Genomic DNA, 20019 nt, shown 5'->3' on the forward strand with positions numbered 1-20019 from the left:
CGGCCGGTGAACGGTACGACGGCCGCGGCCGACCGGCCCGCGCTGCGGCTGTTCCTCTTCCACCACGCCGGAGGGTCGTCCGCCCTGTACGACGGCTGGGCGGAACGCTTCCCCGCGGACTGGGACATCGTGCGCTGCGATGCCCCGGGCCGCGGGAGCAAGCTCGGCGTGCCGCCGCGGGACGACGTCGAGGCGCTGGTCGCCCACTTCCACGAGGAGCTGGCGCCGGCGTCGGACGTGCCGTTCGCCTTCTTCGGGCACAGCATGGGCGCGTGCGTCGCCTATGAACTGGCCCTCCGGCTGCAGCGGGCCGGTGAGCCGGGGCCGTTCTGGCTCGGGCTGTCCGCGTGCGCCGCGCCCCGTCCCGGCCACGTCCCCGAGGCCCGCTCCCGCTATGCCGCCGAGCAGCTGCAGGACTGGCTGGTCGCGGCGGGCGGGACGGACCGGGACGTGGCCCGGCACCCGCTGGTGTGGCGGATGCTCGAACCGGCGCTCCGCGGCGACCTGCGGGTGATCGAGTCCTGGCGGCCCGAGGCCGGCCGGCCTCCGCTCGACGCCGCGCTGACCGTGTTCGGCGGCACCGGCGACGCGCTGGTGGCACCGCGCGAGCTGGCGGACTGGCGGCGGCACAGCGGTACCTTCACCGGCTGCCACCTGCACGACGGCGGCCACTTCTACCTCCGGGAACGGCCGGCGCAGGTGATCGGCCAGATCGTACGGGAGATCGACAGGTGCCGCGGGGCCCTGGTACCGGCGTACAGCGAGAAAGGTGCATCATGACCGCCTCCCGGATCATCGCGACCGGCTTCCACCAGCCGCCGAAGCTGCTGACCAACGAGGAGCTGGAGACCATGGTCGACACCTCCGTCGAGTGGATCCGCAGCCGGGTCGGCATCGAGACGCGCCACATCATCGAGCACGAGACCGTCCCCGACCTGGCGGTGACCGCCGCCGGCAAGGCACTGGCGTCCGCGGGCACCGACCCCGACGCCATCGACCTGGTGGTGGCGGCGACGTCGACCGTGCCCGACCGCAGCCCCAACCTCGCCAACCGGGTCGCCCGCGAACTGGGCCTCGGCAACCGTCCGGCCGCGCTGGAGGTCAGCACGGCCTGTTCCGGCTTCAACCACGCCCTCGCCGTGGCCGACCAGGCGATCCGTACCCACCGGGCGCGCCGCGCGCTGGTGGTGGCCGCCGATGCCATGTCCCAGATCGCCGACTGGACCGACCGCAGCATCTGCGTCCTGGTCGGTGACGGCGCCGGAGCGGTGGTGCTGGAGGCCTGCCCCGACGAGGAGTGGGGCGTCGGGCCGGTGCACTGGGGCTCGGTGCCGGAGAAGTCGGGGGCCGTGCTCATCGAGGGCGCGCCGCTGCGCTTCAGCCAGGAGGGCCAGGCCGTCTACCGCTGGGCGACGACCCAGCTGGCCGAGTGCGCCCGGGAGACGTGCGCCGTGGCGGGCGTGGAGCTCGACCAGATCGCCGCGTTCGTGCCGCACCAGGCGAACCTGCGCATCGTCGAGCCGCTGGCCCGGCAACTCGGCCTCACCGACCGGGTGGTGAGCCGCGATGTGGTGGAGTCCGGCAACACCGGGGCGGCGAGCGTGGCCCTGGGCTTCGCCAAGCTCCTCGACCGGGGCGAGGTGAACAGCGGGGACCTCGCGCTGCTGTTCGGCTTCGGCGGCGGACTGGCGTACGCCGGCCAGGTCGTCCGCTGCCCGTGAGCGCGGAGCACCGACGCCGGGAACCACGAGAACGACGAGAACGACGAGAACGACGAGAACGACGAGAACGACGAGAACGACGAGAACGACGAGAACAACGGGGACGACGGGGTTGATCGACCGGCTGCTCACCGCCCCGGTGGCGGCGCACGAACACTTCGGCGACATCGACGACGCCCGCCTGTTCCCCGCCGAACAGGCGCTGGTCGAGACGTCGTCCGAGGGCCGCCGCCGGGAGTTCGGCACGGTACGCCATCTGGCCCGGGCGGCCATGCGCGACCTCGGCTGTCCGGAGGCCGCCGTCCTGCCCGGCCCGCGCCGCGAACCGCTGTGGCCGGCCGGGCTGGTCGGGACGATGACGCACTGCGCGGGGTACCGGGCCGCAGCCCTGGCCCGCCGCACCGAGGTGGCGGCCCTCGGCCTCGACGCCGAGCCCAACGAGCCGCTCGCCCCCGGCGTTCTGGACGTCATCAGCCTGCCCGGGGAGCGGGAACAGCTGCCCGGCCTGCGCGCCGCGCACCCCGCCGTCCACTGGGACCGCCTGCTGTTCTGCGTCAAGGAAGCGGTCTACAAGACCTGGTACCCGCTGGCCGGCACCTGGCTGGGTTTCCAGGACGCCCTGGTCACCTTCGCCCCCGGGGCCCCCACGTTCACCGCCCTACTCCAACTTCCCGGCCCCGTCCTGGGCCCGGACCGCCTCCAGACCCTCCACGGCCGGTGGCGGCTGGAACGCGCCGTACTGTCCGCGGCCATCACGGTCCCCGCACCCGACTGAACCCCGGCATGCGGTGAGGCCGGCGTCCTCCCGGCTTCCGGCGTCTTCCCGGCTTCCGGTGTACTTCCGGCCTCCGCCGTCTTCCGGCCTCCGCCGTCTTCCGGCCTCCGCCGTCTTCCGGCCTCCGCCGTCTTCCGGCCTCCGCCGTCTTCCGGCCTCCGCCGTCTTTCCGGCCTCCGCCGTCTTTCCGGCCTCCGCCGTCTTCCCGGCCTCCGCCGTCCTTCCAGCCGGGCTACGGGCGCTTGCCGCCGGTCGTGCCGCCGGTGGTGCCGCCGGCCGTCCCGCCGCTGGCCCCGCCGGTGTCCGCCCCGCTGGTTCCTGTCCCGCTGCCGCTCGTCCCGCTCGTTCCGCCGCTGCCCGTCCCGCCGTCGCCCGCCTGGCCGTCCCCGCCGGTCGTCCGGCTGTTCCCGCCCGCGCCGGACGTGCTGCCCGGGTTGGTGCCGGACGTGCCGGTTCCGCCGTTGGCCGGTGCGCCGGCGTTCGCCGACGTGCCGTTGCCGGCCCCCGCGGCGGGCTTGCCGGACCCGCCCGTGCCGGCCGGCCCGCTCGGCGCGGCCGTCGCCCGCGCCAACTCCTCGGCGCAGTACCCGGAGACCTTGTCCTTGCCGCCCGCGGCCGCCACGAGCCGCTGCCAGGCGGTCGCGTCCAGCGCCCGGCCGCGCTCGCCGGTCTGCTCGTAGGCGCGGCACTGCGCCTCGGTGTCCTGGGCGGCGGAGGGGCGGTCCGCCGGTCCGGGGCGGCCGGAGGACGCCGGCGAGGCCGGACCGCCCGGCCGGGTGGCCGAAGGGCGCACCGTCTCCCGGCCGGTACCGGTCCCGTCCGTCGAGGAGCCCACCGAGCCGATGGCCGCGACGGCGACACCGCCGAGGGTGAGACTGGCGAACACCACCCCGAACGTCATCCGCGCCGGACGCCGGAAGCGCCGTTGCGCGGGCGGCCGCCAGTCGTCCCGGCGCCGGCTGCGGGGCAGGCGCGCGCCCGTGCCGTGGGCGGCGGCCCGGAAGGCCGCGAGGGCCCGCTGCTCCGCCTCGGGGTCGAGACGGTCCGCGCGTATCGCGGCGGCCAGCGCCGTCTCCAGGGCGGCGGGATCGTCCGTGTCCCGTGGGCCGGACCAGGCGCCGTCAGGGTGCCCATGGCGGTGACGGACCGGAATTCCGTCGCCGCTCAGTCGTTCACCCATGTTCGCTTCCGTTCCTGTCCGACCGTATTGATTCGGCATTGCTTCATCCGAGGTGACGGGCTTGCCGCTGCGCGACCGCCCCTGTCGCCCTCGTCGTTCATTTCGACTTCCCCAGCGTTCCGGAAGCCCCATCCGTCACACCCTCGCCCGCCTCGCCGCCGACACCCAGCTGCCGGGCGAGGCGTTTCAGACCGCGGTGGGCGGCCGTGCGTACCGCTCCCGGCCGCTTGCCGAGCACCCGTCCGGCGGCGGGGGCGTCCAGACCCACGACGACCCGCAGCAGCACGGCCTCGGCCTGGTCCGGCGGCAGCCCGCGCACCAGGGCCAGGGCCTGCTCGGTGGAGAGGGACTCCAGGGCCTGGTCGTGGGTGTCGTGCGGGCCGGGCAGGTGCAGGAGGTCCTGTTCGGTTCCGCCCGCCCGGGGCCGTACCCGCTGGCGGCGCAGGTGGTCCAGCGCCCGGTGCCGGGCGATGGTCGCGGTCCAGCCGCGGAACCCGGCGCCGTCTCCCTTGAATCGTCCCAGGTCGCGGGCTATCTCCAGCCAGGCGTCGGAGGCGACGTCCTCCGCGTCCTCGCCGACCAGCCCGTGCAGGTAGCCGAGCAGGCCGGGTTGCACGATCCGGTAGGCCACCGAGAAAGCGGCCTCGTCGCCGTCCTGGGCCCGCCTGACCGCAGCGCCCAATTCCCCGTCGCGCTCCTGCACCCGCCGGGGCTGCCGTACCTGGCCCAAGACCGTCCTCGTGTGTGCCGGGTTCATCGGAAGTCCATGTCGTCCGCCGTGCTCCGGTCGCACCGACGGCCCTGTCGTGAACAGCGTCCGCCGTCACGGAAGTGTCACCACGCCTCGGCGGCCCCCTCCGGGGACGGCAGGGGCACCCGGCCGGGAAAGGGGACGGAACGGGGAGGTCTGTGCGGGTATGCGACCGGTGCCGCCCCGCTCCGGTGACGTTTCGCACCGGTCGTGCGCTGGCTGAGTACGGGGTCGGTACCGGCCGGGTCCGAACGCCCGCCGAGACCGGCACCGCCGGACCCCCTCCGCGCCGCCGCCCACTCCCCCCGTGAGCGGCGCGGAGCGGGACGGGGCGGCCGGAACCCCGCCCACTGCAGGGATTTCCGGCCGCCCCCGGCCCCTGCCGGCCCCGACCCTCCGCGCGCTGACCCCCGGCCCCCTGCCTGTCCTGCCCCTGTTCCTCCGGCCCCCTGCCTGTCCTGCCCCTGTTCCTCCTGCCCCCTGCCTGTCCTGGCCCCGGCCCCCTCCGCACCCCCACCCTCGTCCGGCCGCGTAATACTTCCCCACCGCCGTGCGCTCCTTCTGGCATGAGCGCGTACCTACGGCTGCGAGCGGTGCCGCCTCCGGCGCTGCGGAACAGCCCGGCCTGGCTGGAACGACAGTTCGACGACGGCGGGGAGGCGGCGGCCCGGTACCAGGGCGGCCGGCACCGCGAGGAGGTGCTGGACGAGCGGTACCCGGACCAGGAGCGGATCTACGCCGGTGCGTTCCCCCACCGCATCGAGGACGGGCCCCGGGCCCAGGTGGTGCTGGGCGGCCGCCCGCTGCTGCGCCCCCGCGGACACGAGCCGCACCTGCGGGTGCTGACGGCGGCGCAGACCCGCCGGGTGGCCGGTTTCCTGGCCACGGCGGAGTTCGACGCGCTCTGGCTCTCCGCCCGCGACGCACTGCTGCCGCGCTACGGCGGCCCCACCGCGGAGCCCGAGACGCGGGGCGCGTTCGCCGCGGTCCACCGGGAGCTGAGGACGTTCTACGCGCGGACGGCCGAGTGCGGCGACGCGGTGGTGAAATGGCTGCCGGCCCGGCGAGTGCCGGTCACCCCATGAAGAGGCTGTGCGTCCCGGGCACCTGCACGGCCTGCCCGGGAGGGATGAGCTGGACGAACCCGCCGGCGCAGCCCGGGACGTTGTGGACCTTGACGGGTATGTCGGTGAGGTTGAAGACGGTCGACAGTGTGGGTATCTCGATGCAGCCCTTCGGATTGTCGATACGGACCCCGTTGACGACGAGGAACCCGTTCGCGGCGAAGGCCGAGCAGGGGACGGCGACCGCGAGCGCCCCGGCGACGGTGAGCGTGCCGAGTATGGAGCCGATGCGACGCATGACGAACCTCCCGACGTGCAGGCCAGGCGCATCCCGGTCCTGAGACCGACCGTACGGACCCGCGCACGCACCGCACCCCGGCATCCCCCAGCCGGATGACCACCACCCCCACCCCCCACGAAAGGCCGCACCCCACTTGCCCCCGTGCCCCCGCCCCACCCGGCTCCCGCCCCCGCGCCGGGACGGCAGGACACTGAAGCTCTGGCCGTACGCCGGCGACCCCGACGCGGGGCACTCCCTTTGCATCCTGGAGCAACGCCGCGACCGACACGGGCTCTCGCCCCGGACAGCGGTCCGCCCCCGGTGCTTGCCCCTCCCGACGTCCGGGTGTGGCGGATCAAGCTCCCTGTATACTCATCGCACAAAGACGCTGGCCTTAAGGGCTTGTGTCAAGAATTTCGGTGACCATAGCGGTGGGGAAACGCCCGGCAACATTCCGAACCCGGAAGCTAAGCCGACCAGCGCCGATGGTACTGCGAGGGGGACCTCGTGGGAGAGTAGGTCGTCGCCGATGTCTTTTTGAGGGCCGCTTCGCTCCGCGAGGCGGCCCTCGCTTTTCCCCACGCCCCGAAAGGCCGGGCCGCCCGGATGACGGCGGGGCCCGTGCCGTTCAGGCGGTCGCCGTCGGCTCCAGGTGACGTTCGATCAGGTCGTCGAGCTTGTCCTGGTCGGGCCAGCCCCCCTCGATCCACTCGCCGCCGATGGCCCGGAGCTGCTCCGTGCTCGGGTAGCGCAGGTTCCGCAAGTCGGTGGCGTTGACCTGGGTGTGACCGCTGAACCGGCGGATGAACCGGTCCAGCAGCGTGGAGTTCAACCAGAGGCACAGCCCCCGTGCGACCTCCTTCGGCAGCCCCGCCCCGGCGTGGTGGAAGACGTTCACGTGGTTCTCGAAGCCGATCCGCGGGCACGGAGTCACCTCGGGGTCGAAGACCACCGCGACCACGCGACGCTTTTCCTCCTTGGAGGACAGGCGCTTGACGACGACGTAATAGCCGGCCGGGAAGGTCATCTTCTCGGTCTCGCCGTTGAGCATGATGGCGTTGTTCTTCTTGGCGCCCGGCACCGGCCAGGTGATCCGGCCGTCACGCATGTGCAGGGGATAGATGAGCGGAACCGCTCCGTCCTCGGGATCGGGCCGAAGGTGTTCCCGGGAACGGAAGTCCACGACACGGCCCGTCGACACCTGGCAGCCGATCTCCGTGAGGGTGGCGGCCAGGTTCGCGTGCGCGGCGGCGAGCTGGGCGTCCTCCTCGTCGGCGCTGATGTGGATGAAGTGCTCGCCGTCCTCCGGCTGCACGATGTCCCGGTAGTCCACCGTGCGGCTCCTCATGTCGTCACCGTAGCTGTGACTGGAGGAGATGACTGCTTTGCCCCGGTTCGGTGAATCGGTGCGCGTCGCCGAGAAGATCACGTTCTCCTGGAGGACGTCCGTGTCGGCGAACACCTTGTTCCGCGCCTCGAAGACGTGCACGTGATCGATGTGCATCCGGTCCAGCAGGTACTTGCGGAACGGACGGAAGTACGGGCCGTTCGCGAAACTGCGCGGGGTGATGGCCACGAGCTGGCCGCCGGGGGCGAGGAGACGGACCCCGAGGGCCATGAACGCCGAGTAGAGATTGGACGTCTCCGTACAGGCTTCCCGCACCGCCTTCCGCTCGGGTGCTTGGGCGGCCAGCTTCTTGTACGGCGGATTCATGATCACGACGTCGAACGGCGCCCGGCTCTCACCGGACGCGTCCCGGTCCCGGGTCGCCCACGCGATGAAGTCCTCCCTCACCAGCGTCGTCTCCAGATGCCCACCGGCCGCACGCACCGTGCGCGAGCAGTCCTGAAGCGTCGCCGACAGAGCGGCGTGCAGCTGCGGGTCGTTCTCGCAGGCGGTGATGCTGACCCGCGCGCCGGGCCGCTCCCGCAGGATGCGCGCGACGAGGGACGCCGTCAGCGAACCGACCCCCGCCCCGGGATCGAGCACGCGGATCGGCTCCTCACCGTCCAACCGGGCGAGCGAGGCGATGAACTCGGCGGCGGGGGCCGGCGTGAAGTACTGGCCGCGCTTGGCGCGCTCCTTCGGGGCGAGCGCCGAAGACGACTCCTGCCTGCGCGTTTCCGTCCGCACCACGAGCTCCGCCGCCACCACTGTCGCCTCCACTGCCATGAGGCACAGCGTAACCAGCCGCCCGCGCCCCTCATGCCCCCTGTGGAAACGCCGGGGGCCGCCCCGCCCGCGCCACCGAAACGGCCCCGACCAGGATTGCTCCAAGCCGTTCTCCCGGTGTCCCGAAACGGCCCCGACCAGGATTGCTCCAAGCCGTTCTCCCGGTGTCCCGGCGGGATCGGACCCGCGAGGATCTTCCACACGAGGCAGCGAGCTCACGGACGTGGGCACCCGCAGCACCAGGAGTAGCGTGGGAGCTGCGGGGCGAGTCCCGTCGTCCCACCGGCGCTACGGACGGGTCATCATGACCAGCTCGGATACACCACCTGTTCCCCGTCTGCCCAGCGGCGTCCACGAAGCCGTGCGGCCCGGGTGTGCGCTTCTCCGGCTGGAGACGACCGGCTCACGCGAGGGCGTCCTCGACGGTGCGTGGTGGCCGCGCTCGCGCGACATCGGGGCTGAGCTGCCCGCCCTGCTGAGGGCCCTCGTCGCCCACCTCGGCCCCGTGACCCGCGTCGGGCTGGACACCGCGGCCTGGGAAGGTCTCCCGACACGCATCGTCGTGGACGACCGCGTGGTGCACATCGACTCCTTCCCGGTCGGTGACGACACGGTCCTGATCACCCGGGGCGACCGGGACCTCTACTCGCTGCTCGTGGTCCCGCCGGACGCGGCACCGGACGCGGCCCGCGCCGCGATGGCCCAGGCGGTCCGGGCGGACAACGTCAGCCAGGCGGAGCAGATCCTCATCGAGACCGGGAGCGGGCACGGTCCGTCCGGCTGACGGGCCCGCCGGTCACGCGGGCCCGGCCGGGTCGGGCTGCCTACCTGCGGCCGGCTCCTCCTTCCGCCCCCCTGTGTCCTGTCCGTCGAGGCCGCTCGGCCCCGCGGCGACGACCGAGCGGCTGCGCTGCGAGGGGACCATCGCACCGACAGCCGTACGCCTTGAGCCGAGATGCACGAAGGCGATACGCCGGGGTAATAGTCGAACTCGGAACCGTGCAACGTCTGCGGTAGCTGATGCCGGCGGCCGAGTGGATCGACCCGCGGTACGCGAAGCTGGTGGCGGCGTGGAGACGCATGCAGCAGCCGGACTCGCGTGACCCGGAGCTCAGGCCGACGCGGGCGTTCCTCGTGCCGCGAGCCGAGAACTGAGTATTCCGGCCCCGGTCAGCTGCCGAGCCGGCCGGGGATCTTCCTGGCTGCCTCGTCACCGAGGAGGTCGACAGGCCGTAAGGCCAGTGCGTCGGCGAGCAGCAGCAGGTCTTCCAGGTTGGGCACGCGCTGCGCGTACTCCCACCGGTGAATGATGCGAGTGGTCACAACGGGGGGCGGCGACATACGTACCCGATCCGGCCCGTCCCTCCAGCACGCCCTGGGAGAACAGCAGCTCCTGCGCACGGCGCACCACGTTCTCGCCATGAGCCACATGGACCGACTGCTCAGGAAGCGGCGCCCGACGGCCGCCCCCCATTGATGTCAGAAACGGATGTCAAAGGCCCCGGACCATGATCGGTGGTTCGGGGCCTTTGCACTGGTGCCCCCGGCAGGATTCGAACCTGCGACACCCGCTTCAGGAGGGGCGGGGCCGCTTCGTCATGCCCGGGGTCAGGTGGCGGGCGTCTGCCCGTACACCGCGACCCACCGGTCGCCGCGCATCACGATGTTCGCGGTCTCGACCGGGCGGCCGGTGGCCTGGTCGTAGTAAGTGCGCTCGATGGCGAGGACCGGCCCGGGTGAGGTCATGGCCAGTCCCTGCGCCTCATGCCGGGTAGCCGTACGGGCGCGGACTCGTTCGACCGGCTCGCCGACTTCGATCCCGAGGACGCGCATCCGCGCGGCCACGCCGACGCCGGCGTACGGTCCGACCTCGGGTAGCGCGATGAGGGACTGCCCGGTGAGGGCGAGTGGCTCCCACGACTCGGCCAGCTGCACTGGCTGTTCGTCGGCGAGGTAGACGTACGAGGTGTGCATCACCGGGTCACCGGGCTCGATGCGGAGCCGAGCGGCCACCGGCTCACTCGCCTTCTCGGTGGTGCTGTCGTGCCGCCAGTTGCCTACCGCGCCCTGCTCTGCCGCGCCTTGCGCGAACGGGCTGTCCTCGCTGCGGCGTCGGTGCCTACGTACGAGCAGCTCAGGGGTCTCGTTGCCGCGGACGTAGTGGCCGGCGCCGTGCCGGGAAATGACGAGTCCCTCGTCCACGAGGAGTCGGTAAGCGCGGGTGGCCACCGAGTTGCTCGCGCCGCCGTGCTGGCGGGAGATCTCGGCGACGGAGGGAAGGCGGTGTCCGGGTGGGAGCTCTCCGGACTCGATCAGGGCACGCAGCTCATCGGCGACGCGCAGGTACAGCGGCGGCTCGGTGGTCACTGTCCGCCTCCCTTCCGTGCGACTTGCGTGACAGACTAGCCAGCTCAGGGCTACTCTCGTACGAGAGTCATTCTCTCGCACGAGAGTGAGGATTGTCGTGCCCGTCAGCCTGGAGCAGCAGCACTGCGGACCGCCCTGGAGCGGGCCCTCGATGAGCCCGTGCAACTACTCGCCACCGAGCGCGGCATCCGGATGCACGTCGCCGCCCCGCCCGGCTTGTCCGTCGCCACATGGCGTGCGGTGATCGAGGTTCTGCGGGGCGCAGATGTCTGGGGCAGCACCGACACGACCGGCACGCCGAAGATCTGGGCCGAGGTGGAGGACGGGCAACAGCCATGAGCGCATCGACACAACTCGCGGGCCTGCACAGCTTGCCCCTTCCCGGTCGCGATGACCTCACCACGGATCAGGCCCGCGGCGCTGCCTGCGTCTGGGACAGCGCGCCTCTCGACACAGCGGCGGCCGTGGACCTCGGCGAACGGAAGGCTGCGGACGGCACGGCCTACTTCCCCCGCGCGTGCCGGCCGTGCGCTCTCCAGAAGGCGATGGACGCGCTCGTAGCTCATGGCCAGTCGTGCGGTCAGTGCCTGGCCGATCACACGCGCTGCCCGGTGGGACTGGAGCTGGTCCGCGCGGTCCGGGAGGCGCGGCGATGAGGTGCGCCCGCTGCGACGAGCCGATCCGCCAGGGCGAGCGGTACCGCACCATCGATCACCACGCCGCCTCCGGCCCCGGCGTCACGCTGCACGTGCATGAGAAGCCCTGCAAGCCAGCCCCGCAGCAGAGGTATCCGTCGCGCCGCTTCGGCGTGTGACACCAGACCCCGGCGCCTTGAGGGCGCCGGACGGCCCCCCGGCGGAGGTGAACGGGCGGCCACAGGGTCCGCTGCCGGATCGCCCCTGAACCGGCGGCGGACCCGTACAGAAACAACTGCCCGGGCCGGCATCCCGCGAAGAAGCCCGGCCCGGGCCACCCCCATCCGCAACCAGCGAAGGAGAGATCTGATGACAGTACCTCCCGGACCCACGCCGGACGGCGGCCCGGTCGACCCCAAGCCGCCGGCGGTCATCCCGCGGATGCTCATCGCTGACGAGCAGTTCGAGAGCTGCCGCCGCGCAGTGATGGACGCCAACCCGGATATGTCCTCAGAGTTGGCGGGCCGGATCGTGGAAGAGGCCCTCAAGTTTGTGGCCGCCTGCTCGGCGAATCCGGGCGACGGGTTGGTCCCGTCGCGGATCGTGGACGAGGGTTGGCACGCGCTCATCGTGCACACCGCGATGTACGCCGAGCTGTGCCAGCGGCTCGGCGGTCGGATGGTGCACCACGCCCCCGGCTACGGCCCGGAGAACTACGACCCGGCGATCCTGGACCGCACCCGCGAGGCGATCGGCGAGCTCGGCTGGTTCGCGGACGCGGAGCTGTGGGTGGCGCCGTCGGACGAGACGCTCGTGTCGGTCGCCGCGAAGTGCCAGCATTCAGACGACTCGGGACCCATCGTGACCATGCCCAGGCCCAAGCCCAACGGCTAGCCTCCCGGGTGAAGGGAGGCCGCATGTCCGAGTGGATCGACCCGAAGTACGCGGAGCTGGTGGCGGCGTGGCGACGCGCGCAGCAGCCGGACTCGCGTGACCCGGAGCCCAAGCCGATGCGGGCGTTCATCGTGCCGCGAGCCGAGGGCTGAGTGGTCCGGCCCCGGTCAGCTCCCGAGTTGGCCGGGGCTTTACCTCGCCGCCTCGCCGCCTCGTCGCCGATGAGGTCGATAGGCCGTAATGCCAGCGCGTCGGCGAGCAGCAGGAGGTCTTCCAGGTTGGGCACGCGCTGCGCGTACTCCCACCGGTGAATCGTGCGGTGGTCCCGGCCGATGCGCTCACCGAGCTGTATCTGAGTAAGGCCGGCGCGTAGGCGTGCGTCACGGATGCGTGCCCCGATTTCCCGGCGGCGGGTGAGTACCCATGCGGGCATCGGATCGAGTGGCACCAGCACACGCTGTATGGATCTTGTCTCATTGTCTTTGCCCGACCAGGCGAATTTAATGATCTCGGGTGCGGGGATCCGTGAGATGCCGTCTGCGCCGCTGCTGACCAGCGGGCGCGGCGGACCAAGAGCGGTCGGTGGGGCGTACGCGTCTCCGCCCCTTTCGGCTGTTGGACGCCATGACTCAGTCAAGGCGTCCCGCCCCGGGTGCCGCTGGCCCCGGGGCGGTCTACGTTGGGACGCAGAAGGGCCCCCGCCGATATAGACGACGGGGGCCCTCCGCCTGCAAGGGCCGGCCTCCCCGCCGGACACCTCGCAGGTTCCACGGGACGCGCGTCTCAGGCACGCGTGGGGAGACGCACCTGCCCGTCCCGACGCCGACACTACGTGTCTGTTGAACGTAGTCCAGTCCCTCTTACGGGTGAAGGCCAAGCAAGATCGTGTGGCGGTGTGGCATCTATGTGGCATTCGATCATGAGAAAGGCCCTCCGTTCGAATGGAACGGAGGGCCTGTGACCTCTCTGACCTGCTGCTTAGGTCTGTGCCCCCGGCAGGATTCGAACCTGCGACACCCGCTTTAGGAGAGCGGTGCTCTATCCCCTGAGCTACGAAGGCGGGGCTCGGTGGAGCCCTGAGTGGTCCGGTGGTGGGGACCGGAGCACTCGGTCCACAGGGTACCGGATCAGGATTCCGGCGGGGGCGGGTCCCGTTCAGGACGGCGGCACCCGGGTGAAGCGGGAGGCGGTGTGCAGGTCGGCCTCGATGCGGTCGGCGGTTTCCCGCAGGGCCGGCAGGACGTCCTCCACGCACTCCGCCAGCGTGCGGCGGGCCGCGTGGGTGGCGACGTTCAGCGCGGCGACCGCCTTGCCCGTACGGTCCCGGACCGGTACGGCGACGGAGCGCAGCCCCGACTCCAGCTCCTCGTCGGCCAGCGCGTACCCCCGCGCCCGGATCTCGGCGAGATCGCCGGGCAGGGGACCGTCGGCGCCGGCCAGGAGGACGCGGCCCAGCGATGTCGCCCGCGCGGGCAGCCGTGCGCCCACGGCGATGTCCACCGTCAGCACCCGCCGCGCCCCCGCCCGGGCCGTGAACTGGATCTCCGGCTCGGCACCCGGCACCAGCACCGCCAGCGCCGCGGGCTCGTGCAACCGGTCCGCCAGGGCCCGCAGATGGGGCTCGGCGAGGCGGGGGAGCGTGGTGCGGGTGAGGGGCGGGAAGCCGAGGTCGAGGACGCGCGGGGTGAGGGCGAAGGTGCCGTCGGGAGCCGCCGTCACCAGTCCCAGGTGCGTATGGGTGAGCAGGGCCCGGCGGGCCGTCGCCCGGGCCAGCCCCGTCGCCCGCGCCACCTCCGTGAGGCTCAGCGCCGAGCGCCCCTCGCCGAACGCCGTCAGTACGGTCAGACCCCGGGCCAGGGACTCCACGAACTCCCGGCCCAGCTCGTGCTTGGACGCCGTCGTCCAGGCCGCGAGCCCCACCGGCGCCGGTCCCGGCGGCACCGGCTCCGCCGCCCGCAGGTCCGCCTCCATCGCCGCCACCGCCGTACGCAGCCGGGGCAGCAGGCTGGTGCGCAGCTCCGCCGCCGGATGCCGGCTGGTGTGGCTGACCACGCTCGCCACGCAGACCGGGCGGCCGGTGCCGGGGTCGCGCACCGGGACCGACACCGCGACCAGGCCCGGTTCGATGAGCTGGTCGTCCAGGGCCCAGCCGTCCCGGCGGGCCCGCTCCACCCGCTCGGCGAAGGACGCGGCCCGCTCGGTGACGGACGCTGCGGGCGCGGAGGAGGACGCCGCGCGCGGGGCGGAGGAGGACGCCGCGCGCGGGGCGGAGGGTGCGGTGCGTCCAGAAGGGGGTGCGGTGCGCTCGGTGAAGGACGTGGCTCGCTCGGTGAAGGGTGCGGCCGGCTCGGTGAAGGATGCGGTGCGCCTCGTGAAGGACGCCGCGCCGAAGCCACCGTCAGTGGGCTCGGTGGGCTCCGGCCTCTCGGTGGACGCCGTGGGCTCGGGGCTCGGGGGCAGTGCGGGGAAGGCGGCGTCCGACGGGTCCTGAGCCCGCCGGGTACGCCACCGCTGCCACTCCGCCTCCGTCCACTCCGTGGCGAACAGCGCGCCCGGCGCGGTCCGTTCGGCCGGCAGCAGGTCGCCGACGCGGAAGCTGACGGAGAGCGCGCGGCGGCGCGTGGCCTGGTGGACGAAGCGGATGCCGTCGAGGTCGTCCACCGCGAGCGACACCGACTCGTCCAGCTCGTCGGCGAGGGCCTCGGCGCGCGCGCCGAGCAGCGTGGGCAGGCGCAGGGCCGCCAGATACGCGTTGCCCAGCTCCATCACGCGCGGGCCCAGGACGACGTCCCGGCCGTCGAAGCGGACGTAGCCCATACGGGCCAGGGTCGCGGTGATCCGGTCGACCGTGGACCGCGCCAGTCCGGTGGCCCGCTCCAACGCGCCGGGGCTGAGCGTGCCGCCCGCCTCGGTCAGCCGCCGGAGCACACCCACTCCGCGCACCAGCGGCCCGACCACCTCCGCCGGCACCCCGGCCGCGAACCCGGCCCCGGCCCCGGCCTGGGTGTCGGCATCCACTGCGGTCTTGGCGGGCATCGTCTCTCCGGTACGGCGTCGGGGCACGCCTACGGTAAACCGGACCGCGACCCCACCGGTCCTCCCGGCCAGGCCTCTGGCCCCGCTTCTCGCCCCGACGTCCTGGCCCCGCTTCTCGCCCCGACGTCCTGGTCCCGCCTCTCGCCCCGACGTCCTGGTCCCGCCTCTCGGTCCCGCCTCGGGCCGGGCACGGGTGCGCGCGGCGCCGGAGACCGGGAGGCCGGAAGCGGGGGTGGAGAGGAGATCCTCTGCCCGCACGCCCGCACGCCCGCACGCCCGCACGCCCGCACGCCCGTACGCCCGCACAACATCCGCACGTTCGCATCCAAACGCCCGCGCCCCCTCACCCGTCACCCCCGCATCCCCTCACCCTCGCCCCCTCACCCTCGCCCCGTCACCCCCGCATCCCCTCACCCTCGCCCCCTCACCCCCACCTCCCTCACCCCCCACCCCCCTCACCCCCGAGTAATCCGCACCCGGTGGTTCCCCTCCTCGTCCGCGCTCATCACCCGCACGCTGATCCCGTGCTTCGGGTCCTTGAAGGTCTCGCCGGGGGAGAAGGGGGCGTCCGAGAGTTCCGCGTGGACGTTGGGGCTGCGGGTGCAGCCGCCGCTGCCGCGGTGGCTGTCGTAGACGGTGATCGGGCCGCGCCCGGTGTCCACCATGGCGTCGACCTTGTAGATGAGCAGGCCCGGCCGGCACACCGCCTCGTCGTTGCCGCCCTGCGCGCGCACCTCCAGCGCGTAGGTGGTGCGCGCGGTGACCGGCACCAGGATCAGTTTCCCGCCGCCCTCCTTGTGCAGCGGCGACAGCGTGTACTCGACGCTGCCCGGTTTCGCCGCGCAGCCCACCTGGCCGCCGTCCAGCCAGCCCAGCTTCCACTTGTGCCAGCCGAGCAGGTCGTTGTTGGCGCCCCAGTCCTCGCTCATGATGTCCCAGTGCCCGACCGCGCCCCCGCCCTCCTGGGTGTAGAGGTCGGGCAGGCCGAAGGTGTGGCCGTTCTCGTGCGGCAGCACCCGGTAGCCGGTGCGGTCGTAGGAGCCGGAACCGTCGTCCTGGCGGGAGTAGACGAAGGAGGCGTTGGCGATGCGGACGCCGTCGGCGACCGGGGCGTCGTCGTTGCCGGCGAAGGTCACGGACAGCACGGTGTCCAGGGCGGAAGGACCGGCATTCGGGGTGACGAGCACGTTGAGCAGGTCGTAGTCGCGGAAGTCCACCGTCGGGTCGGCGGCGGCCACTATGTCCTGCACCAGGCGCCGGTAGCCGGGGTCGAAGGGGGCACCGCGCTCTATGCCGTACGCCCGGAAACGTTTCGGCATGCGCAGCCAGTCGGGGACGGGGGTCTCGGGGCGGTAGTCGAGACGGCCGTACGACGCGGTGCGGAACCACTCCTGGGTCTGCGGGAAGAACTCGTGGAAGCGGTCCATCGCCTTGCCCTTGCCGGGCGCGTCGGGGAAGTCGACCATCAGGGTCAGGGCCCGGACCGTGCCGGTGGAGCGGGAGTAGCCCGACGGGGTGGGCAGGCCCTCGGTCATCTGCACGTCCAAGCCGCCACGGATCAAACAGGGTACGAGTGCGGAGGAGCGGGCCAGGCTGATCGGCCCGGCGGTGGTCGGCGCCGTCAGGTGTCCGGTCCCGGCCGAGGTGCTGACCGCGAGGGTCAGTGCGGTCACCACGGCGAGGCCGGCCGCCCGGCGCGGGCGTATGCGGCGGCGGGGCTGCGGCTGCATGCAGGGACCTTTCGCGCCACGGCAGCCGCCGGTCTCCGGCTGCACCCTTGCGCTCACCCTGTGTCGGCGGGGCGGTGGGCGCGCGCTGGGGCGACCGATCGTGGGAAAGCCGGTCCGCACACGGGTGAAACTGGGCGGGTGCTGATTGTGTCTCAGGTCACACGCTTTCTTTCTGCGTCCGGGAAATAACCGGGGACGCTCTCCCCGTTTAGCCCTGTGTCCGAGCGAAACGGGGACCTGCTCCCCGGATCGCCCAACGCCCCCTTCACCGCAGAGGAGTACGCCGTGCAGGCCATGACCGCCCCCGCAGTGCGCAAGGTGCCCCGGCCGCGCGCCGACGCCGTGCGCAACCGGGAGCGGATCGTCACCGCCGCCCGCGAGATGTTCGTCGAGCACGGTCCGGACGTGCCGCTGGACGAGATCGCCCGCCGGGCCGGCGTCGGTAACGCCACGGTGTACCGCAACTTCCCCGACCGCGACGCCCTCGTCCGCGAGGTCGTCTGCTCCGTCATGGACCGTACGGCCGAGGCGGCCGAGCTGGCCCTCGCGGAGACCGGGGACGCCTTCGCCGCCTTGGAGCGCTTCGCGCACACCGCCGCCGACGAGCGGATCAGCGCGCTGTGCCCCATGGTGTCCAGCACCTTCGACCAGCACCACCCCGACCTGGAGGCGTCCCGTCGGCGCGTCGAGCACCTGGTGGAGGAGGTCATGGACCGGGCCAGGGCGGCCGGGCAGCTCCGGCCGGACGTCGGCGTCGGTGATCTGCTCATCGTCGTGGCCCAGCTGAGCCGGCCCCCGGCCGGCACGGACTGCCTGCGCGGCGACCGTTTCGTCCACCGCCACCTCCAGCTGTTCCTCGACGGCCTGCGGGCCCCGGCCCGTTCGGTCCTGCCCGGCAAGGCCATGAGCATGGAGGAGCTGCGCGACTCCTGACCGAGTAGCCGGCCGGTGCCGGGCGGTCCGCCCCGCGCCGGCCACTTCGGCCCCACCGAGCGGTCCGGCCCCGACCCGCCGAGCAGCCCGCCCCACCGATCAGTTCGGCGCCCGACCCCAGTCCACCAACGGCAAGTCCACCAACGGCAAGTCCGCCAACGGCAAGTCCACCACCGACGAGTCCACCACCGACGAGTTCACCAACGGCAGGTCCCCCTCGGGAACGGCAGCCTTCCCGGCCGCCGCTCTCCGGCTTGTCACTGGTTGTTCTGCTTCACACCGTTTTCTCGCCACTTTTCCGTCACGAAGTCCCGAAGTGGGTATCCCCATGTCCGAAACAGCCCTCAAGGCTCCCGGCGCCGCCGCCCCGAGCGGTGACGCCAACCGCTGGAAGGCGCTCGTCTTCATCGCGCTCGCCCAGCTGATGGTCGTCCTGGACGCCACCATCGTGAACATCGCCCTGCCCTCCGCCCAGCAGGACCTCGGCATATCCGAGGGCAACAAGCAGTGGGTCGTCACGGCCTACGCCCTCGCCTTCGGCGGTCTGCTGCTCTTCGGCGGCCGGATCGCCGACCTGTGGGGCCGCAAGCGCGCCTTCGTGCTCGGCCTGGCCGGCTTCGCCGCCGCCTCCGCGCTCGGCGGTGCCGCCACCACCGGCGCGATGATGTTCGGCGCCCGCGCCCTCCAGGGCGTCTTCGGCGCGCTGCTCGCCCCGGCCGCGCTGTCCCTGCTCGCGGTGATGTTCACCGACGCCAAGGAGCGCGCCAAGGCGTTCGGCATCTACGGCGCCATCGCGGGCGGCGGCGGTGCCGTCGGCCTGATCCTCGGCGGTTTCCTCACCGAGTACCTGGACTGGCGCTGGACCTTCTTCGTGAACGTCCCGTTCGCCGTGGTCGCCGCGGCCGGTGCCTACTTCGTCATCCGTGAGCCGGAGGGCGGCCGCAACCGCAACCCGCTCGACATCCCGGGCGTCCTGCTGTCCACCCTCGGCCTCGTCGCCCTCGTCTACGGCTTCACCCGCGCCGAGTCCGACGGCTGGGGCGACACCACGACCATCGCGACCTTCGTCGCGTCCGTGGTGCTGCTGGTCGCGTTCGTGGTCGTGGAGTCCCAGGTCAAGGCCCCGCTGCTGCCGCTGCGCGTGGTGACCGACCGCAACCGCGGCGGTATCTACCTCTCCCTCGGCCTCGCCATCATCGGCATGTTCGGCCTGTTCCTCTTCCTGACCTACTACCTGCAGATCGTGAAGGGCTACTCGCCGGTCAAGACCGGCTTCGCGTTCCTGCCGATGGTGGCCGGCATGATCACCGGCTCCACCCAGATCGGCACCCGGCTGATGACCCGCGTCCCGGCCCGCCTGCTGATGGGCCCGGGCTTCCTGGTCGCCGGCCTCGGCATGCTGCTGCTGACCCAGCTGGAGATCGACTCCTCGTACGCCGCGCTGCTGCTGCCCGCGATGGTGCTGCTCGGGCTCGGCATGGGTACGGCGTTCATGCCGGCGATGTCCATGGCCACCCAGGGCGTCGAGCCCCGGGACGCCGGTGTCGCCTCCGCGATGGTGAACACCTCGCAGCAGGTGGGCGGCGCGATCGGCACCGCCCTGCTGAACACGATCGCCGCCTCGGCGACCACCTCGTACGTGAAGGACCACATCGCCGGTGCCACGGCCAAGCCGCAGCAGGAGCTGGTGCAGCTCCAGGGCATGGTGCACGGCTACAGCGCCGCGATCTGGGTGGCCGTCGGCATCCTGGGCCTGGCCGCCCTGATCGCCTTCACCTTCGTCAACGCCGGCCGCCCGGGGACCGCCACGGTGGCCTCCGGTGACGGCGAGGGCCTCCAGGACGAGGTGCCGGTGCCGGTGGTGGTCCACTGACCGTGAGCCGTTAGCGGAGCCAGGGCAGGTCCGCACCCGCTTCATCGGGCTGGAGGCCCTCGGCGACGATCTCCATGATCTCGCCGAGGGCCTTCTGCTGGTCCGGGCTCAGCCGCTCGAACAGTGCCTGCCGTACGGCGGTCACATGGCCGGGCGCGGTGCGCCGCAGCACCTCGTGGCCCTCGTCGGTGAGGACGGCGAACTGGCCGCGCTTGTCGGAGGGGCAGTTCTCCCGGCGCACCCAGCCGTTCTTCTCCAGCCGGGCGATCGCGTGCGAGAGCCGGGAGCGGGTGATCTTCGCCTGCATCGCCAGCTCGGTCATCCGCAGTCGGCGGCGCGGCGCCTCGGCGAGGCCGACCAGCAGGCCGTAGTAGATGTGCGGCATGCCCGCGTCGCGCTGGAGCTGCCGGTCGAGGTGGTCCTCCAGCAGGGTGGTGGCGTGCAGATAGGCGCGCCAGACGCGCTGTTCCTCTTCGGTGAGCCAGCGGTGCCGTGCGACGGGATCCGGTGCCGTGTTCATGTATCCACTTTACGAGGCGCCTCCTTGAAACTTGAACAAGTGCCGCGTAGGGTGTCGGGTAGAGCTTGAGAGTTAAAGCATCTGCTG

19 protein-coding genes, 1 tRNA gene, 1 rRNA gene and 2 pseudogenes are annotated in these 20019 nt (G+C 72.5%); 12 read left to right on the forward strand and 11 right to left on the reverse strand.

Features of this window, described 5'->3' with window-relative positions; all coding sequences use genetic code 11:
- Positions 1 to 6 precede the first annotated feature (6 nt).
- The 3 genes from ABZ576_RS05615 to ABZ576_RS05625 all read left to right on the forward strand — a co-directional run bounded on the left by ABZ576_RS05615 (position 7) and on the right by ABZ576_RS05625 (position 2496).
- The gene (locus tag ABZ576_RS05615; RefSeq protein WP_360736143.1) at positions 7 to 780 is read left to right on the forward strand and encodes a thioesterase domain-containing protein; all 774 of its coding nucleotides are present in this window, start codon (positions 7 to 9) and stop codon (positions 778 to 780) included.
- On the forward strand, positions 777 to 1721 hold the full coding sequence (locus ABZ576_RS05620) for a beta-ketoacyl-ACP synthase III (protein ID WP_360736145.1): 945 nt from the start codon (positions 777 to 779) through the stop codon (positions 1719 to 1721). The genes ABZ576_RS05615 and ABZ576_RS05620 overlap by 4 nt, the downstream gene beginning before the upstream one ends.
- A 112-nt stretch (positions 1722 to 1833) precedes the next feature.
- The gene (locus ABZ576_RS05625; protein WP_360736150.1) at positions 1834 to 2496 is read left to right on the forward strand and encodes a 4'-phosphopantetheinyl transferase superfamily protein; all 663 of its coding nucleotides are present in this window, start codon (positions 1834 to 1836) and stop codon (positions 2494 to 2496) included.
- Between the two features lie 232 nt (positions 2497 to 2728).
- Here the strand turns inward: ABZ576_RS05625 and ABZ576_RS05630 are convergent, their stop codons facing one another.
- A complete protein-coding gene (locus tag ABZ576_RS05630) occupies positions 2729 to 3676 on the reverse strand; it encodes a hypothetical protein (protein ID WP_360736152.1) in 948 nt (315 codons plus the stop codon).
- A gap of 97 nt (positions 3677 to 3773) precedes the next feature.
- The gene (locus ABZ576_RS05635) at positions 3774 to 4406 is read right to left on the reverse strand and encodes an RNA polymerase sigma factor (RefSeq protein ID WP_360736663.1); all 633 of its coding nucleotides are present in this window, start codon (positions 4404 to 4406) and stop codon (positions 3774 to 3776) included.
- A gap of 587 nt (positions 4407 to 4993) precedes the next feature.
- Here ABZ576_RS05635 and ABZ576_RS05640 point away from each other — a divergent pair.
- Positions 4994 to 5512 (forward strand): DUF1877 family protein, encoded by a 519-nt coding sequence (locus tag ABZ576_RS05640; RefSeq protein ID WP_360736155.1) that lies wholly within the window; start codon positions 4994 to 4996, stop codon positions 5510 to 5512.
- Here ABZ576_RS05640 and ABZ576_RS05645 read toward each other — a convergent pair.
- On the reverse strand, positions 5502 to 5789 hold the full coding sequence (locus tag ABZ576_RS05645) for a hypothetical protein (RefSeq protein WP_360736157.1): 288 nt from the start codon (positions 5787 to 5789) through the stop codon (positions 5502 to 5504). The genes ABZ576_RS05640 and ABZ576_RS05645 overlap by 11 nt on opposite strands.
- A 397-nt stretch (positions 5790 to 6186) precedes the next feature.
- On the opposite strand from ABZ576_RS05645, the gene rrf reads away from it, so the two are divergent.
- Positions 6187 to 6303, forward strand: a 5S ribosomal RNA gene (gene rrf, locus ABZ576_RS05650).
- A 96-nt stretch (positions 6304 to 6399) separates the two neighbouring features.
- Here rrf and ABZ576_RS05655 read toward each other — a convergent pair.
- Positions 6400 to 7944 (reverse strand): Eco57I restriction-modification methylase domain-containing protein, encoded by a 1545-nt coding sequence (locus tag ABZ576_RS05655; protein WP_360736160.1) that lies wholly within the window; start codon positions 7942 to 7944, stop codon positions 6400 to 6402.
- A 304-nt stretch (positions 7945 to 8248) separates the two neighbouring features.
- Here ABZ576_RS05655 and ABZ576_RS05660 point away from each other — a divergent pair, with 304 nt between their 5' ends.
- On the forward strand, positions 8249 to 8728 hold the full coding sequence (locus ABZ576_RS05660; RefSeq protein WP_360736162.1) for a DUF5994 family protein: 480 nt from the start codon (positions 8249 to 8251) through the stop codon (positions 8726 to 8728).
- A 540-nt stretch (positions 8729 to 9268) separates the two neighbouring features.
- Here the strand turns inward: ABZ576_RS05660 and ABZ576_RS05665 are convergent.
- Together ABZ576_RS05665 and ABZ576_RS05670 are read right to left on the reverse strand one after the other, a co-directional pair.
- Positions 9269 to 9418, reverse strand: a pseudogene (locus tag ABZ576_RS05665) (GntR family transcriptional regulator); the annotation flags it as partial.
- A 134-nt stretch (positions 9419 to 9552) separates the two neighbouring features.
- The gene (locus ABZ576_RS05670; protein WP_360736164.1) at positions 9553 to 10311 is read right to left on the reverse strand and encodes a GntR family transcriptional regulator; all 759 of its coding nucleotides are present in this window, start codon (positions 10309 to 10311) and stop codon (positions 9553 to 9555) included.
- Between the two features lie 159 nt (positions 10312 to 10470).
- On the opposite strand from ABZ576_RS05670, the gene ABZ576_RS05675 reads away from it, so the two are divergent.
- The 4 genes from ABZ576_RS05675 to ABZ576_RS05690 all read left to right on the forward strand — a co-directional run bounded on the left by ABZ576_RS05675 (position 10471) and on the right by ABZ576_RS05690 (position 11992).
- On the forward strand, positions 10471 to 10650 hold the full coding sequence (locus tag ABZ576_RS05675) for a hypothetical protein (protein ID WP_360736166.1): 180 nt from the start codon (positions 10471 to 10473) through the stop codon (positions 10648 to 10650).
- Positions 10647 to 10967 carry a hypothetical protein gene (locus ABZ576_RS05680; protein ID WP_360736169.1) on the forward strand — a complete coding sequence of 107 codons (321 nt, stop codon included), beginning with the start codon at positions 10647 to 10649 and terminating at the stop codon, positions 10965 to 10967. Before ABZ576_RS05675 ends, ABZ576_RS05680 begins: the two co-directional genes overlap by 4 nt.
- 348 nt (positions 10968 to 11315) lie before the next feature.
- Complete coding sequence (locus ABZ576_RS05685; RefSeq protein WP_360736172.1) at positions 11316 to 11840, forward strand: hypothetical protein; 525 nt, start codon at positions 11316 to 11318, stop codon at positions 11838 to 11840.
- A 23-nt stretch (positions 11841 to 11863) separates the two neighbouring features.
- Entirely contained in the window at positions 11864 to 11992 is a 129-nt protein-coding gene (locus tag ABZ576_RS05690) for a hypothetical protein (protein WP_360736174.1), read from the forward strand.
- 92 nt (positions 11993 to 12084) lie between these two features.
- On the opposite strand, the pseudogene ABZ576_RS05695 reads toward ABZ576_RS05690, so the two are convergent.
- The 4 genes and pseudogenes from ABZ576_RS05695 to ABZ576_RS05710 all read right to left on the reverse strand — a co-directional run.
- Positions 12085 to 12753, reverse strand: a pseudogene (locus ABZ576_RS05695) (helix-turn-helix transcriptional regulator); the annotation flags it as partial.
- Positions 12754 to 12827: 74 nt separating this feature from the next.
- Positions 12828 to 12900: transfer RNA gene (locus tag ABZ576_RS05700), tRNA-Arg, on the reverse strand.
- A 95-nt stretch (positions 12901 to 12995) separates the two neighbouring features.
- Complete coding sequence (locus ABZ576_RS05705) at positions 12996 to 14876, reverse strand: IclR family transcriptional regulator C-terminal domain-containing protein (RefSeq protein WP_360736177.1); 1881 nt, start codon at positions 14874 to 14876, stop codon at positions 12996 to 12998.
- A 455-nt stretch (positions 14877 to 15331) separates the two neighbouring features.
- Complete coding sequence (locus tag ABZ576_RS05710) at positions 15332 to 16606, reverse strand: M6 family metalloprotease domain-containing protein (protein ID WP_360736179.1); 1275 nt, start codon at positions 16604 to 16606, stop codon at positions 15332 to 15334.
- Positions 16607 to 16900: 294 nt separating this feature from the next.
- Here ABZ576_RS05710 and ABZ576_RS05715 point away from each other — a divergent pair, with 294 nt between their 5' ends.
- Both ABZ576_RS05715 and ABZ576_RS05720 read left to right on the forward strand, forming a co-directional pair.
- A complete protein-coding gene (locus ABZ576_RS05715; protein ID WP_360736666.1) occupies positions 16901 to 17539 on the forward strand; it encodes a helix-turn-helix domain-containing protein in 639 nt (212 codons plus the stop codon).
- Positions 17540 to 17867: 328 nt separating this feature from the next.
- Positions 17868 to 19412 carry an MFS transporter gene (locus tag ABZ576_RS05720; RefSeq protein ID WP_360736182.1) on the forward strand — a complete coding sequence of 515 codons (1545 nt, stop codon included), beginning with the start codon at positions 17868 to 17870 and terminating at the stop codon, positions 19410 to 19412.
- Positions 19413 to 19422: 10 nt separating this feature from the next.
- Here the strand turns inward: ABZ576_RS05720 and ABZ576_RS05725 are convergent, their stop codons facing one another.
- Positions 19423 to 19932 carry a MarR family transcriptional regulator gene (locus tag ABZ576_RS05725; protein ID WP_360736184.1) on the reverse strand — a complete coding sequence of 170 codons (510 nt, stop codon included), beginning with the start codon at positions 19930 to 19932 and terminating at the stop codon, positions 19423 to 19425.
- Positions 19933 to 20019: the final 87 nt, after the last annotated feature.

It is taken from the genome of Streptomyces sp. NPDC013455, from assembly GCF_040632975.1.
Taxonomy (GTDB): Bacteria; Actinomycetota; Actinomycetes; order Streptomycetales; family Streptomycetaceae; genus Streptomyces.

Excerpts from the sequence above, each read along its gene's own strand:
- ABZ576_RS05620 (WP_360736145.1), top strand. The coding sequence starts at position 777 with ATGACCGCCTCCCGGATCATCGCGACCGGCTTCCACCAGCCGCCGAAG.
- ABZ576_RS05630 (WP_360736152.1), bottom strand. The coding sequence starts at position 3,676 with ATGGGTGAACGACTGAGCGGCGACGGAATTCCGGTCCGTCACCGCCAT.
- ABZ576_RS05640 (WP_360736155.1), top strand. The coding sequence starts at position 4,994 with ATGAGCGCGTACCTACGGCTGCGAGCGGTGCCGCCTCCGGCGCTGCGG.
- ABZ576_RS05645 (WP_360736157.1), bottom strand. The coding sequence starts at position 5,789 with ATGCGTCGCATCGGCTCCATACTCGGCACGCTCACCGTCGCCGGGGCG.
- ABZ576_RS05655 (WP_360736160.1), bottom strand. The coding sequence starts at position 7,944 with ATGGCAGTGGAGGCGACAGTGGTGGCGGCGGAGCTCGTGGTGCGGACG.
- ABZ576_RS05660 (WP_360736162.1), top strand. The coding sequence starts at position 8,249 with ATGACCAGCTCGGATACACCACCTGTTCCCCGTCTGCCCAGCGGCGTC.
- ABZ576_RS05680 (WP_360736169.1), top strand. The coding sequence starts at position 10,647 with ATGAGCGCATCGACACAACTCGCGGGCCTGCACAGCTTGCCCCTTCCC.
- ABZ576_RS05685 (WP_360736172.1), top strand. The coding sequence starts at position 11,316 with ATGACAGTACCTCCCGGACCCACGCCGGACGGCGGCCCGGTCGACCCC.
- ABZ576_RS05690 (WP_360736174.1), top strand. The coding sequence starts at position 11,864 with ATGTCCGAGTGGATCGACCCGAAGTACGCGGAGCTGGTGGCGGCGTGG.
- ABZ576_RS05705 (WP_360736177.1), bottom strand. The coding sequence starts at position 14,876 with ATGCCCGCCAAGACCGCAGTGGATGCCGACACCCAGGCCGGGGCCGGG.
- ABZ576_RS05710 (WP_360736179.1), bottom strand. The coding sequence starts at position 16,606 with ATGCAGCCGCAGCCCCGCCGCCGCATACGCCCGCGCCGGGCGGCCGGC.
- ABZ576_RS05715 (WP_360736666.1), top strand. The coding sequence starts at position 16,901 with ATGACCGCCCCCGCAGTGCGCAAGGTGCCCCGGCCGCGCGCCGACGCC.
- ABZ576_RS05720 (WP_360736182.1), top strand. The coding sequence starts at position 17,868 with ATGTCCGAAACAGCCCTCAAGGCTCCCGGCGCCGCCGCCCCGAGCGGT.
- ABZ576_RS05725 (WP_360736184.1), bottom strand. The coding sequence starts at position 19,932 with ATGAACACGGCACCGGATCCCGTCGCACGGCACCGCTGGCTCACCGAA.